General features: G+C 58.3%; 13 protein-coding genes and 1 tRNA gene. 7 read left to right on the plus strand and 7 right to left on the minus strand.

Annotation, left to right across the window (positions count from 1 at the left end; all coding sequences use genetic code 11):
* Positions 1-24: 24 nt before the first annotated feature.
* Positions 25-1,815 (minus strand): glycoside hydrolase family 15 protein, encoded by a 1,791-nt coding sequence (locus tag AC5FXY_RS22155; protein WP_493558914.1) that lies wholly within the window; start codon positions 1,813-1,815, stop codon positions 25-27.
* A 188-nt stretch (positions 1,816-2,003) separates the two neighbouring features.
* Positions 2,004-2,237, minus strand: coding sequence for a hypothetical protein (locus AC5FXY_RS22160; RefSeq protein WP_493558915.1), 234 nt, complete (start codon positions 2,235-2,237; stop codon positions 2,004-2,006).
* Between the two features lie 273 nt (positions 2,238-2,510).
* Between AC5FXY_RS22160 and AC5FXY_RS22165 the strand changes: the two genes are divergently transcribed.
* The gene (locus AC5FXY_RS22165) at positions 2,511-3,542 is read left to right on the plus strand and encodes a helix-turn-helix transcriptional regulator (protein ID WP_493558916.1); all 1,032 of its coding nucleotides are present in this window, start codon (positions 2,511-2,513) and stop codon (positions 3,540-3,542) included.
* A 519-nt stretch (positions 3,543-4,061) separates the two neighbouring features.
* Here AC5FXY_RS22165 and AC5FXY_RS22170 read toward each other — a convergent pair.
* Positions 4,062-4,688, minus strand: a complete 627-nt coding sequence (locus tag AC5FXY_RS22170) for a pyridoxine/pyridoxamine 5'-phosphate oxidase (RefSeq protein WP_493558917.1) — start codon at positions 4,686-4,688, stop codon at positions 4,062-4,064.
* Between the two features lie 195 nt (positions 4,689-4,883).
* Positions 4,884-4,956: transfer RNA gene (locus tag AC5FXY_RS22175), tRNA-Met, on the minus strand.
* A gap of 201 nt (positions 4,957-5,157) precedes the next feature.
* On the opposite strand from AC5FXY_RS22175, the gene AC5FXY_RS22180 reads away from it, so the two are divergent.
* Positions 5,158-5,367 carry a hypothetical protein gene (locus tag AC5FXY_RS22180; protein ID WP_493558918.1) on the plus strand — a complete coding sequence of 70 codons (210 nt, stop codon included), beginning with the start codon at positions 5,158-5,160 and terminating at the stop codon, positions 5,365-5,367.
* Positions 5,368-5,372: 5 nt separating this feature from the next.
* Here the strand turns inward: AC5FXY_RS22180 and AC5FXY_RS22185 are convergent, their stop codons facing one another.
* Complete coding sequence (locus AC5FXY_RS22185; RefSeq protein WP_493558919.1) at positions 5,373-7,250, minus strand: BamA/TamA family outer membrane protein; 1,878 nt, start codon at positions 7,248-7,250, stop codon at positions 5,373-5,375.
* A gap of 208 nt (positions 7,251-7,458) precedes the next feature.
* On the opposite strand from AC5FXY_RS22185, the gene hemW reads away from it, so the two are divergent.
* The 4 genes from hemW to AC5FXY_RS22205 all read left to right on the plus strand — a co-directional run bounded on the left by hemW (position 7,459) and on the right by AC5FXY_RS22205 (position 10,844).
* Positions 7,459-8,589, plus strand: a complete 1,131-nt coding sequence (hemW, locus tag AC5FXY_RS22190; protein ID WP_493558920.1) for a radical SAM family heme chaperone HemW — start codon at positions 7,459-7,461, stop codon at positions 8,587-8,589.
* Positions 8,590-8,849: 260 nt separating this feature from the next.
* The gene (locus AC5FXY_RS22195; protein ID WP_493558921.1) at positions 8,850-9,293 is read left to right on the plus strand and encodes a hypothetical protein; all 444 of its coding nucleotides are present in this window, start codon (positions 8,850-8,852) and stop codon (positions 9,291-9,293) included.
* Entirely contained in the window at positions 9,286-9,987 is a 702-nt protein-coding gene (locus AC5FXY_RS22200) for an alpha/beta fold hydrolase (protein ID WP_493558922.1), read from the plus strand. Before AC5FXY_RS22195 ends, AC5FXY_RS22200 begins: the two co-directional genes overlap by 8 nt.
* A gap of 74 nt (positions 9,988-10,061) precedes the next feature.
* Entirely contained in the window at positions 10,062-10,844 is a 783-nt protein-coding gene (locus tag AC5FXY_RS22205) for a cyclase family protein (protein ID WP_493558923.1), read from the plus strand.
* A 135-nt stretch (positions 10,845-10,979) separates the two neighbouring features.
* Here the strand turns inward: AC5FXY_RS22205 and rpmA are convergent, their stop codons facing one another.
* Both rpmA and rplU read right to left on the minus strand, forming a co-directional pair.
* On the minus strand, positions 10,980-11,255 hold the full coding sequence (rpmA, locus tag AC5FXY_RS22210; protein WP_493558924.1) for a 50S ribosomal protein L27: 276 nt from the start codon (positions 11,253-11,255) through the stop codon (positions 10,980-10,982).
* 90 nt (positions 11,256-11,345) lie between these two features.
* Complete coding sequence (gene rplU, locus AC5FXY_RS22215) at positions 11,346-11,654, minus strand: 50S ribosomal protein L21 (RefSeq protein ID WP_493558925.1); 309 nt, start codon at positions 11,652-11,654, stop codon at positions 11,346-11,348.
* 480 nt (positions 11,655-12,134) lie between these two features.
* Between rplU and AC5FXY_RS22220 the strand changes: the two genes are divergently transcribed.
* On the plus strand, positions 12,135-13,084 hold a 950-nt coding region (locus tag AC5FXY_RS22220; RefSeq protein WP_493558926.1), incomplete at its 3' end, for a ribonucleoside-diphosphate reductase small subunit.

Consider the following 13,084-nt stretch of genomic DNA (forward strand, 5'->3'; position numbering starts at 1 on the left):
GCTACGGCGGAAAACACCGAAACGCTATAGGAAATTAGGCTGGTCCAACTTTTTCGAAATGCGATACGCGGCATTCACCAAGCCCACGTGGCTATAAGCTTGCGGGAAGTTGCCCCACTGCGAGCCAGAACGCGCGTCCACATCTTCGCTTAGCAGGCCCAAATGGTTGGTGTAGCCGAGCAGCTTCTCAAACTCGCGGGTAGCATCGTCGAGGCGGCCAACGCAGGCCAGCGCCTCGATGTACCAGAAGGAGCAGATGAGGAAGGTGGTTTCGGGCACGCCGAAATCATCGGCGTGGCGGTAACGGTAGAACAGGCCCTCGGCTGTTTTGAGCTCTTTTTCTAGGGCTGCCAAGTGCGTACGCGCCACCTCTGAGTTCGGATTCAGGAAGCCCATCATGATGAGCTGCATGGTGCTGGCATCGAGGTGCGGCGAGCCGATGGCGTTGGTGTACACGCCACGCTGTGGGTCAAAGCAGGCTTCGATTTTCTGCTTGGCCTGTTGCATGAGCCGTTCGGCCAGTTGCGCCATCGGCGCGTTACCGCGCGTGTTGGCCACTTTATAAGCCGCGTGCGCCCCCGCCCAATGAAACAGATAAGTGTAAGAGTGATACTGGGCCAGCGTGCGGAATTCCCAGAGGCCCGCGTCGGGCTGCTCCATGGTGCGGTCGATAAACGACAGCGCGTCGTACATCAGTTTATCGGAGTGCACCCGGTCACGCGACACGAAGCGGCGGTCGACATACAGCGGCAGCAGCGCCACCAGCACCTGCCCGTACACGTCGTTCTGTATGTGGGTGTAAGCGTCGTTGCCGATGCGCACCGGCTTATTGCCAAGGTAGCCCGCTAGGTGCGTCAGCTCCTGCTCCACCAGCTCCGATACCCCGCTGATAGCGTACAGCGGCTGGTACTTGTCGTAGACCTTGGTGGAAATGTTGGCTATGTAATGGAAGTATTGCTCCATTTCCTCAAAGTGGCCGATGTTGTTGAAGGCCGTGAGGATGTAGTAGGTATCGCGCATCCAGCAGAAGCGGTAGTCCCAGTTACGACCCGAGCCCGGCGCCTCCGGCAGGGAAGTAGTGGTGGCCGCAATGATGCCCCCGGTATCCTCGTACTGGTGCAGCTTCAGCACCAGCCCCGAACGAATCACCTGCGGCTGGTAGAAATTGCTGATGCTCATGCTTTTTACCCACTGCTGCCAGTAGTGCACGGTGTCGCGCAGGAACCGTTCGCAGGTGCTTTCCAGAGAAGCTTCCAGTGGCGCTCCGTAAGTCAGCACGAGGTACTTGGTTTCGGTGAGGGCAAAGTCCTGCTCGTCGAGGATGTAGCTCAGCGGTACGTTAGTGGTGAGGCGGATTTCCTCGGGCAGGCCCAGAAACGCAATGTGATTGGAGCTGCGCCGCGGGCTGAGCGGCGTCAGCCCGTAGTTGCCTACAGGTTTGCAGATAACCCGCACCCGTGGCATGCCTGCTAATGGCTCGATTTTGCGAATGAGCATCAGCGGCTTGTAGTACCGCTCGTACTGCGGGAAGCGCGGCGCAAAGTCCGTCACGCGGTAGCGCCCCTCGGCCGTTTCTATCTCAGTACACAGCACGTTGGTGTTGTCGAGGTAGTATTGGTGCGTGCCGAAGTCGCCCTCGGCCGGCTGCAGCGAAAACTCGCCGCCCTGCTGCCGGTCCAGCAAACTGCCGAAAACGAAGCCACTGTCGAAACGGGGCCAACACAGCCACTGCAGGCTGGTGTCTTTGTGAATCAGCGCCAAGTAGGCGCAGTTGCCGATTACGCCGAGGTCGTAAGTGTGTCGGTTGCTGCTCATACACGAAAGCCCCCGGCTGTGTCCGTAGGGGCCGGCGGGAGATATCGTGTACCCCATGCAGGGCCGAGAGGTTACCTCCGCTTTGTGCATTGGCTTCTTCAGCCCAGCTAAATACGAGCTAAAGAAAGGCCAGCGGCTGCCTCTCTGAACTTATTCCTGGCGCAAGGCCCAGGGACTAAGCAAAGGCTTTATAGGCAAGCGGCCAGCACCACATAGGCCAGCAGACAAGCCGAGCACAGCCAGAACAACCGCGTAGCGCGCAGCTGCTGCTGGCACAGCTCGGCATAGCGCTTGGAGCAGCCGGGCTCCTGTGGGGGCGCGGGTTCAAGCAAAGCTTTCAGCAAAGCCAGCACAGGCTTCAACCGATTGGCGGGGGAACTCTGAAACCAGGTTTTCGGGGAAGGGAAAAGCTGTGCGTTCATAGTCGGAGATGTTTCTGCAAAACTCCGCCGGGGCTGGCTGCGGAACCTTGATTGCCATCAAGATTTACCGGTGGGCGCCCGGCAGGTCGGCCGAAACGGTTGCGGTGGTTGGGGCTTGAGGAACTTCGTTGCAAATGTTCAGCGCCCAAGGCTTTTCACACCTTCGCCAGACGGAGTAGTTCTTTTCTCAAACGGATTTACTTTCTTGATATGCCGAAGCAGTAAGGCCGCAAGCTTCTTGGTGCGAAAGATTTACCTTCGTTGCGTTAAGCTATGGACACCTTTTTCAATTTTCGCTCGGCGGAATTTTCCGATCAGTGCCAGACGGATCTGCAGCAAGACGGCGACGTGGTTCATGCCCGCACCAAATGGACCGGGCACGACGGCAGCCACCTTTCCTTCGTGGATTATTTTATCGACGGCATGCAGCTTACCCAAGCCACCGGGCAACTGCGTGAGCCCTTAAAGGCGGAGCTCGACGTGCACCAGCCGTGGATTGGAATGCTGTATCAGTTCGACGGGTCGTTGCATTCGCGCTCCTGCGCCCGACGCCCTTTGGATCTAATGGGTGGTCACCAGAACATCGTCGGCGACGAAACCACCCGTAACCACTACACCTTTCAGGCCCAGCAGCAGGACTATCACACCTTCACCATCCACATCACCCACAACTTCTTTCAGAAGCTGGTATCCAGCAATGCGGAGTGGATGGGCATACACGAGCGGTGGCTGGGCCGCGCCGAGCCCTTCGTGATGCTGCCCGATGGCTTGCTGGCCACGCCTACTGCACACGTCCTCACCCAACAGATTGCCAACTGCCCCTACTCGGGTCCGTTGCGAAAGATGTTTCTGGAAGCCCGATTCTTGGACCTCTTCATCGAGCAGCAGGAACAGTTCGCGCGCATCGTCACGCGCATGTCGACCAAGGAACGCGACCTGTTCTATGGCATCCAGGCCTATCTTGATCAGCACTACGCCAACCCGCCAAGCCTGATGGATCTGGCCCGGCAATTCGGCACCAATGATTTTAAGTTGAAGAAAGGTTTCAAGCAGCTGTTTGGCACCACCGTCTTTGGTTACGTGGCCGAGCGCCGGCTTACCGTAGCGCAGCAGTTGCTCACCCTTACCGATCAGCCCGTGCAGGAAGTAGCCGAATCGGTAGGCTTCACCAATGCCGCTCATTTTGCGACAGCCTTCCGCAAAAAATTCGGCGTGGCACCCTCTCAGGTAAGGCGCAGTCCGGCCATGCACAAAGCCGCCGAAGCCAGCCTAAAGGCCGGACAGCCAGCTATCTGGGCGGCCTAAGGCTACCTGCTTAAGCCAATACCACGGCTCCTGCTGCCAACATGGCCCCTGCTGCTGCCCAAGCCCACAGGAGCTTGTTGGCCAGTCCGTATTGTTTTTCTAACGATGTAAAGCGAACGTCAGCGGTACGTGCCATCGGGAAAAAGAAAAGGCTTTAGCAATGGATGATTTCGGCAGGCTATCAGATGGATTTACTAAGCGTTAGGTTGCTTCGGGCAAGAAAATGGCTTCTGATTGACCCATATCTATTTAGCTACTACGGAGCAGCCCGAAAGCGCTAACGGTAGCAAAGAAGGCCGTTTTGAGTGCCGAGGGCAATGCCTAGTTAACCGAAGGGTGGAATCAGGGGGGTGAACCGATAAAAAAAGCGGATGAAGCGGCAGCACCAAGTGATGTCAACCTTGTGCCGGGCTAGGCTAGCAGGTGCCGCTTTGTGGCTGAAATCGACACACAGCTGAGCCCTGCTGCCCAGTAAATAACTAAACAGCAGGGCTCATTGCAGCCCGTTTTCGGCTATGCTCAGGGGGCCAAGCATACTTGCTCCCAGCCCCCGGCCGTGCGCTCAAAGCGCAGGCGGCAGGGCAGGTCGCCGGGGTTAGCCGCCCAAAATTCCAGCATGTCGGCATGCACACTGTATCCGCCCCAGTGCAACGGCCGTGGAATGATCGGCTGCTGGGCAAACCGCTCGATGGCTTCTTGTAGCCGAGCCTGCAACTCCTGCGGGCCACTTAGTGCTTGGCTTTGCGGGGAAGCCCACAGGCCGATCTGATTAGCCCGGGGGCGGCTCGCGAATACGGCATTCGCATCTGTGCCAGAAATGGGGCGTACTGTGCCCTCTACGCGCACCTGCCGCTCCAGCGTGGGCCAGTAAAAGGTTAGCGCCACGTAAGAAGTATCCGTTATTTCCTGGACTTTGGGGCTCGTACGATTGGTGAAAAACCGAAAGCCCGCTTGCTCGGTAGGCACACCGTGCAAATACACAATGCGGGCCGAGGGCCGGCCGTCGCGTACCGTGGCCAGCGTCATAGGCACGGGCCCGTCCACAGGAGCCTCATCCAGCCAGCGCCGGAATAAGCTTAGAGCATCGGTTTCAGCCACCAAAGTGGCCCAGCCAGCCGATATGGCTGGGGCATGCATCGTTTCCATAGCAATAGGTAGGTTGAGAGGCGGGAAAAAAGCCAGTTGCCGCAGCAATTAGCCTGACAAACGTAACGTACCACCCGGGCCTATCGCATCTTGTTCACATCATTATGTGATTATCATTTCCCGCGCTACCGATGCACCACTAGAAAAGCAAAACGGCCTCAGCAAGAACTTGTCTTACTGAGGCCGTTTTCGAGGTAGCGGGGACTGGACTCGAACCAGTGACCTTTGGGTTATGAGCCCAACGAGCTACCAACTGCTCCACCCCGCACTGTTTGGTGATGCAAAAGTAGAAGCCTTTTTTGGATTTGCACACACCTGTATTATGAATATGTTAATTTAAATGCTTTCGCACTGATTATCAGCACTAAAAATTTGACCATCTATAGGCGGAGCGCTGCGTGCGGCTGCCCTCCACAGTTCTTATTCCTTCGGTAATCGCCCAGCCATGGCGGTCAATTTCTGCGTAAGCATGCCCACCACCTTTTGCCTTTTCCTGATGAAACGGACCAGCACCTACTGCGCCCTTATCCTATTGCTTGGCGCCTCACTCGCGGCCTGCAATGGCAACCAGCGCGACACTGACCAGATTTCCACGGACTCGCCGACCACTACGCACAGCACCAATCCTGATGACGACAAGACAGCGCAGCCGGCTGACACCGCTACTACGCAACTCTAGGCTACTCAGAACCGACTGGTAATGCCGAAGTGAATCTTGGAATTGCTAAAGGAAAACGGCTGGCTGTTGGTGCGCCCGATGGAATACACAAACTGAAACAAGCCGGCCCCAGTCCGGAAGCTCAAGCCCGCGCCCAAACCGGTGGGAGCATCTTCACCCAGGTCGCCGGGCAGGGCACGGCGCAGGTAAGCCTGATCGGCAAACAGGAACACATAAGCATCGGGCCCGGTGAACTGGCGCAGTTCCACAGTACCCACACCGTATTGGGCCGCATAGAACTGCAATTCGCTGAAGCCGCGCAGCGTGGCCAGCCCTCCAAGGCGAAACAGGTCGTTCAGAAACAAGCGGCGATTGAGCAGGGCTTCGCCGCGCACCCGCGTGAGCAGCACGCTTTGCGGCCCGAGGCGGAAGTACCGCTCCGCCCGGCCGCTGAATGTTACCTGCGTCGAGCGCAGCGGCAGGCCGTCGTACAATTCAGGCCTCACATCGGCATTGCGGCTGATAACCTTATTACCGACGGCGCCCTGGGCTAGCAAAAGCAGACCACGCCGCGGAAACAGCGGATCGTCCAGGGAAGCGTGCACGAAATCGAGGCCGTAGGCGGTGTAGCGTGAATCCACGTTTTCAGGCAGTGCTTGAAGGGTGCGTAGGCCGCGTCGGGCCAGTAGGCGGGAGTTTCGCTGCTCTACGAACACGCTCAGCCGGCCGGCCCGAGCCGCTGGATAGCCGATCTGTAGCCGCGGCCGCAAGGTCAGAAAAGAGCTGTCTTGCTTAAACAGGTTGAAGGTGGCGCTGACATCGAGCGGCGAGCCGAAAAAATTGGGATGCTGATACGCCGCATCCAAAATTTGCGAGCTGGCTTCTACTTTGCGCCACTGCACGCCTAACTGCTTGCCCCCCCCGCCGATGTTGCGCAGGTTCAGTGTCACGTCGCCAGTGACCTGCACGCGTCGTTGCCCCGCCGTAGCACTGGGGTTGGGCAGCACTCCCACAATGGCATCGAACTGATTGGCGTTGCGGTCATCGAGCAGCAGATACATTCGCGCCCGGCCGCGGGCAAAGCGCACTTCGGGGTCGGCTTTGAGCTGCACGTAGGGCAGTTGGCGCAGCAAGCGGGCGGCATCGTCTACGCGCTGCTGGCTATAAGGCTGGCCCGGCTGAATCTGCAGCAGTTTGGTCAAGAAGCGCTTTTTAGTTTTGGTATTGCCGATGATCTGCAAGGAATCAAAGACTACTACGGGGCCGCGGTCCAGCAGTAGGCGGGCGTTGATATCCGAGCCGCTCAGGTGCACCGAATCGAGACGCACTTGAGCAAAGGGGTAGCCTTCATTTTCCGCATTTTCCAGAATGCGCTGCTGCAAGCGGGCCAGTTCGGCCGGCACTAGGGCTTGGCCGGCGTAGAGCCGCTCACGGAAGCCGGTGCGGCCCAGCATATCGTCGCCCACGTTGCCGCGCTGTAGGCGGGCCCAGCGAAACTGCTCGCCCACGTACAGGCGCACGGCCAGCGTATCGGCGCGCCAGTACATGGTATCGGCAGAAGCCGTGAGGTACGCGTCGGCTTGCAGCGCGAGCAGAAGCTGCCGCACATTGCGCAAGGCCTCTAGGGTATCGGCTGCACTGAGGCGCAGGCGGTAGCGGCGCAGCAAGGGTTGATCGGCGGCTTCGGTCAGGATACGCACCACCTTGGGCCGCACTGGCGCCAGGCGGCGCGCCGCCTGAGCAGAATCGGGCCGGGCAGCGGGGCGCGGTGGAAGCGGCGGGGCCTGAGTAGCGGGCAGGTTGGGCTCGGTAACCGGCGAAGTTGTTTGGGCCCACGCCGCTCCCTGCCGAATCCAGCTCAGCAGCAGTACCAACAGCAGGAAGCGCACGACGCGGGTATACATTTGCAGGCATTAACGCGGCCGGAGCGGATTTCATTTCCGCCCCCCGGTTGCGGGTTCGTTTTATTAGGCTGATGCCGGGCTTTGCCCTATCCTGAAGCTGATCGTACCGCGGGCAGAGCCAGCACTAGGCCTCGGCCAAATGACGCATGCAACACCCGAACTACAAAGTTCGCGCGACTGTTGTGCAATCTTAGCAATTCCTTACTCCGTGGCCGGACTCTACCTCCATATTCCCTTCTGCAAGCAGGCTTGTCATTACTGCGACTTCCACTTCAGCACCTCGCTGGGCCGCAAGCCGCAGGTTATCGCGGCCTTGCTGCGCGAGATAGAGCTACGTCACGATTACTTAGGTGGCGCGGGCCTGAACACCATCTACTTTGGTGGCGGCACGCCTTCCCTGCTGACGGAAGCCGAGCTGCTGACTTTGTTCGAAGCCATTTATAAGTACTTCGATGTGGCGGCCGACGCGGAAATCACCCTCGAAGCCAATCCCGACGACCTCACCACCGCCAAGCTGCGCGAGTTAGCCGCTTCGCCGGTCAATCGCCTGAGCATCGGCCTGCAGAGCTTTCACGAGCCTCACCTACGCCTGATGAACCGTGCCCACTCAGCCGAAGAGTCGCGGCGCTGCGTGCGCACGGCCCAAGACGCGGGCTTTCACAACCTGAGTATCGACCTCATCTACGGCGTGCCCGCCGACGACCACCGCGTGTGGGAGCAAGACCTGCGTGAGGCGGTGGACCTGCAGGTGCCGCACCTCTCCTGCTATGCCCTCACCATCGAACCGCAGACGGTATTTGGCCGCCAGCTGAAGAAAGGCAAGTTCCAGCCTTCGCCCGATGAGTTTGTGGCCCAAGAGTTTGAGATGCTGCTCGCGGCCACCGGCACCGCCGGCTACGAGCAATACGAAATCAGCAACTTCGCCCGGCCCGGTCACTACTCCCGCCACAACAGCAGCTACTGGCAAGGCGTGCCTTACCTCGGTCTCGGCCCGAGCGCGCACTCCTTTGATGGCAGGAGCCGGCAGTACACCGTGGCTAGCAATGCACAGTACGTGCAGGGCCTGCTGGAACGTGGCGAACTGCCTGCTACCCGCGAAGACCTTTCTCCCACCGACCGCGCCAACGAGTACCTGATGACCAGCCTACGCACCGCTGCCGGCTGCAACTTGGCCCATCTGCGTCAAGCCCTCGGTGTGGACTTGCTAGCTGCACACCCCGCTTACTTGCAGCAGTTGCAACATGACGGCTGGGCCACCATCAGCCACGACACCCTGCGCCTCACCGACCGCGGCAAGCTGCTAGCCGATCAGATTACGCTGGAGCTGTTCTTGGAATAGCGCACCGCAGCATGAGAGCAGCGCAGACTTTGCAGCCGGTGTCCTGAGCGCGGCCTGAACGATTGGAGTTACTATCTGCGGACGCGGACTACTAAGTCCGCGCTACATGTAGATATATCCTTTTATTACTCGTCTGACACTCAGCAACACTGCCCCGAACCGGCAAAAAAACCGCCCTCCGCTCACCGCAAACGCATGGCTTTTCCGTAAATCTTACGGTATTTATCTCCGATTCAATTACCCAGTACCCGCGTACCCGCATGCAACGACTCATTGACGCCGTCGAGTACGGCGCGGACTTTTTTGTGGAGGAAGTGCAAGTACGCGCCATCGTCTTCGATAATACCGACGACGTGACGCTGTGGGCAACTACTGTGTTCGACGGTCAGACCTACTTTTTTCACCTCGGCTTGCCCTTCGCGCAGCTGGATCTGCTGCTGCGCCAGGCTGGCGTACGGTCAGGAGAGCTGCAGGAAGAAGTAGCTGATGCCTTGGCCACCGCCCCCCGGCCCTGCCTGCTCGAATACACCCAGGAAGGCGACGAGCCGTTCACCCTGCCGGGCATTGCTCTGAAGCTCTCCTTCACCTACCCCGCCGACGAGGACGAGTTCGAAGACGAGGACAACGAGGAAGAGAGTGAGGAACGTGCGGCGGCCGATAACGTCTTTTACCTCGAAGGCATTTTCCGACGTCTCGATGCCTGAAGCCACCGCTCCCCAACCGGTTTTCTACCTGATTCCCGGCCTCGGGGCCGATGAGCGCATCTTCGTCAAACTGATTCCGCAGCTGCAGGGCACCGCGCACGTGCTGCAGTGGTTGCCTCCCGCCGACCCGAACGAGCCGCTGCCGGCTTACGCGGCCCGCATGGCCGAGCCGATTCCGCTGGACCAGCGCTGCTGGCTGGTGGGCGTATCGTTTGGGGGCACGGTGGCTCTAGAAATGGCACGCCTGCGGCCCCTAGCTTTGGTGGCTTTGGTATCCAGCATCCCGGCCGCCGACCACCTGCCGCCGCTGCTCAAGCTAATTCGGGCCACCGGCGTACAGCACTGGGTGCCGCCACAACTGCTAAAGCTGTTTCCGCGGGCGGGCCAGTGGTACTTCGGAGTAAACGGCGGCGACGAGTACCAGCTGTTTAAGTCCATCCTGCGTGACCAAGAACCCCGCTATACCCGCTGGGCTATCCGGAGCCTTTTGAAGTGGGACAGCAGCCACGTCGGGCCCGCTGTGCAAATCCGCGGTACCCACGACCGGGTATTCCCGCCCGGCCCAGCCAAAGTGGAATACCTTATTCAAGGCGGCACGCACTTCATGGTATACAGCCGCGCCGATGACCTGAGCCGTATTCTGAACAAACTGGCATCGGACTTTACTGCCGAGCCACCCATTGTTGAAAGGTGAAGCCTCGAGCTTGTGAAACGGTAACCGCTCATTAGCTTCTCTCCTATTCACTACTTCCTTAGCTTACCTTGCTTATGCTCTCAGCCACCATCCAGTACCACAGCCGCTCGTTCAACTTCAACCCGGCCGCTCCGCTTGATATTGCGCTGCCGCTGGCACCCGGGCCGGATCAGGTGAACTGCTTTTGGGCCGAGCCAGTGCAGCTTGAAGTGATTCGCGTGGGTGAGTTTGTGGGCAGCGTGGCCGAAGGTGGCAGCACTAACTACAAGCGCGTGCACCTCACGCCCCACGGCAACGGCACGCATACGGAGTGCTACGGCCACATCAGCCCTGATGCGGCCACGCTTCCGAGCTGCCTGCAACGTTTTCACTTCGTCGCTTGGCTGATAACCGTGGCGCCGCACCAGCGCCTCGATGGTGACTTGGTGGTGGAGCTATCCGATGTACAGCCGCTATTAGCAGCTGCTCCGGTGCCGCCCGAAGCCCTCATTCTGCGCACCCTGCCCAACGACGACAGCAAGCGCAGCCGGCAGTACTCCGGCCAAAACCCGCCGTACATCTCAGCAGAGCTAGCGCAATACCTAGTGGAACAGGGCATCGAGCACTTGCTGATTGACCTTCCCAGTGTAGACCGCGAATTGGACAACGGCACGCTGGTCGCCCACCACGCTTTCTGGCAGTACCCGCACGATACCCGCCGCACTGCCACCATCACCGAGCTCATCTTCGTGCCCGATTCGGTGGCCGATGGTTTATACCTGCTCAACTTGCAGGTGACCATGCTAGAGCTTGATGCCAGCCCCAGCCGCCCGGTACTCTATGCGCTGGCAGAAGCCGACGGATGGGCTGGCCACTAAGTCGGGCAACAATAACCAGTCGTCTGTCATCCTAATGCAGAAAGGCCTTATTCAGGCACCAAACTTCTTCGGGCAAGGAAAACACAAAAAGCCCGCCGGTAAAGGCGGGCTTTTGATTGCTATCGGAGTGGCTACTTACGCAGCTACTTCTTCCGTGCCAACCGGCACAATCGTCACGAACGAACGATCTTTGCGGCCTTTGCGGAACTGAACCGTGCCGTCAATCAGTGCGAACAGGGTGTGGTCTTTGCCGATACCCACATTCTGACCGGGGTGGTGCTTCGTACCGCGCTGACGCACGATTACGTTGCCGGCAATGGCCAGCTGACCACCGTAAAGTTTCACGCCGAGACGCTTGGAATGCGATTCGCGGCCGTTGTTGGAGCTACCAACGCCTTTCTTGTGTGCCATGGTATTTGGGGATTAGGAATTATGAACGCTGAATTATGAATTGGCTGTTCGGGCGCACCCTATGCAGCATTCACAACTCTCAATTCATAATTAGCCAATGCTGTTGATCATTACTTTCGTGTAGTCCTGGCGGTGCGTATTGAGCTTCTTGTAGCCCTTACGACGCTTTTTCTTGAACACGATCTGCTTGTCGCCACGAACGTGGGCCAAGATGGTGCCTTTTACTTTGACTTCGGACAGGAACGGAGCGCCAATGCTCAGCGCGCCATTGTTGTCAGTCAGGAGTACATTGCCCAATTCTACTTCGTCGCCGACGTTGCCGGCCAGTTTGTGGGCGTACACAAATTTATTGGCTTCGACCTTGGTCTGCTTGCCGGCTATGTCTACGATTGCGTACATCGGTTTTCCGCAGGGTTTCTGAAAATGGAAGGCAAAAGTACAAGGCCTATTCCATAAAACCAAACATAACTCACTAATCCTCTTTTACTCGCCTGAAATAGTGCTTGGTATCGGTCTCTTTGGCCTTGCTTGACACTTATTGCAGGAACGCGCAGCGCGAGTACGCGAATACGAATTTGTGGACAACTAACCTTGTCCACACTGCAATTGTGGAAAACTTTTGTCAAAAACAAGCTTTTCTAAAGATTTATTGGCTGATTCCGCGAAAGCTGCTTCACTTGCACTCAGCCGCTTAGCGAAAATTTAACAGACAAAAAAGGCCCGCCGGTCGACTAGCTCGGCCTATCTTTGAGTTCGGCCCGGCCGCAGCAAGCACTGTTGCGGCCGGGCCGAACAATTGCCACTCCGGGTTGGTTGGCACCCCAACCGTTGGGTTTCGGCCCGCCTTTTCTGACCTTTCATCATCTGTTGTCCCAGCTCATGGAACCACTACTCGTTGAAAATCCCAACCGCTTCGTCCTCTTCCCGATTCAGAACGACGACGTGTGGCAGATGTACAAGCAAGCCGAAGCCTCCTTCTGGACGGCGGAGGAAATCGATTTGTCGCAGGATCAGAAAGACTGGGAAAACCTCAACGACAACGAGCGGCACTTCATCTCGCACGTGCTGGCCTTCTTCGCGGCCTCTGACGGCATCGTGAACGAGAACCTGGCCGTAAACTTCATGCAGGAGGTCCAGATGCCCGAGGCTCGCTGCTTCTACGGCTTCCAGGTGATGATGGAAAACATTCACTCCGAGACGTACTCGCTGCTGATTGACACCTACATCAAGGACCCCAAGCAGAAGGACTACCTCTTCAACGCGCTGGAAACCGTGCCGGCCGTGGCCAAGAAGGGCGAGTGGGCCATCAAGTGGATCAACTCGGAGAACTTCACCGAGCGCCTTATTGCCTTCGCGGCCGTGGAAGGCATTTTCTTCTCCGGTTCGTTCTGTTCCATCTTCTGGCTCAAGAAGCGCGGCCTGATGCCGGGACTGACCTTCTCGAACGAGCTCATCTCGCGCGACGAAGGCCTGCATTGTGACTTCGCTTGCCTGCTCTACCAGCAATACCTCGTGAACAAGCTGCCCGAGGAGCGCGTGCACGCCATCATCCGCGACGCGGTGCAGATCGAGCAGGAGTTCGTGACCGATGCGCTGCCGGTCAACCTGATTGGGATGAACGCGCAGGCCATGTCGCAGTACATCGAGTTCGTGGCTGACCGCCTGTTGGTGTCGTTGGGCTACCGCAAGATCTACAACGCCACCAACCCCTTCGACTTCATGGAGATGATTTCGCTGCAGGGCAAAACTAACTTCTTCGAGAAGCGCGTGGCCGAGTACCAGAAAGCCGGCGTGATGAGCGACCGGGACCAGAACGTATTCTCGCTCGA

Source organism: Hymenobacter sp. FMD4, assembly GCF_058932745.1.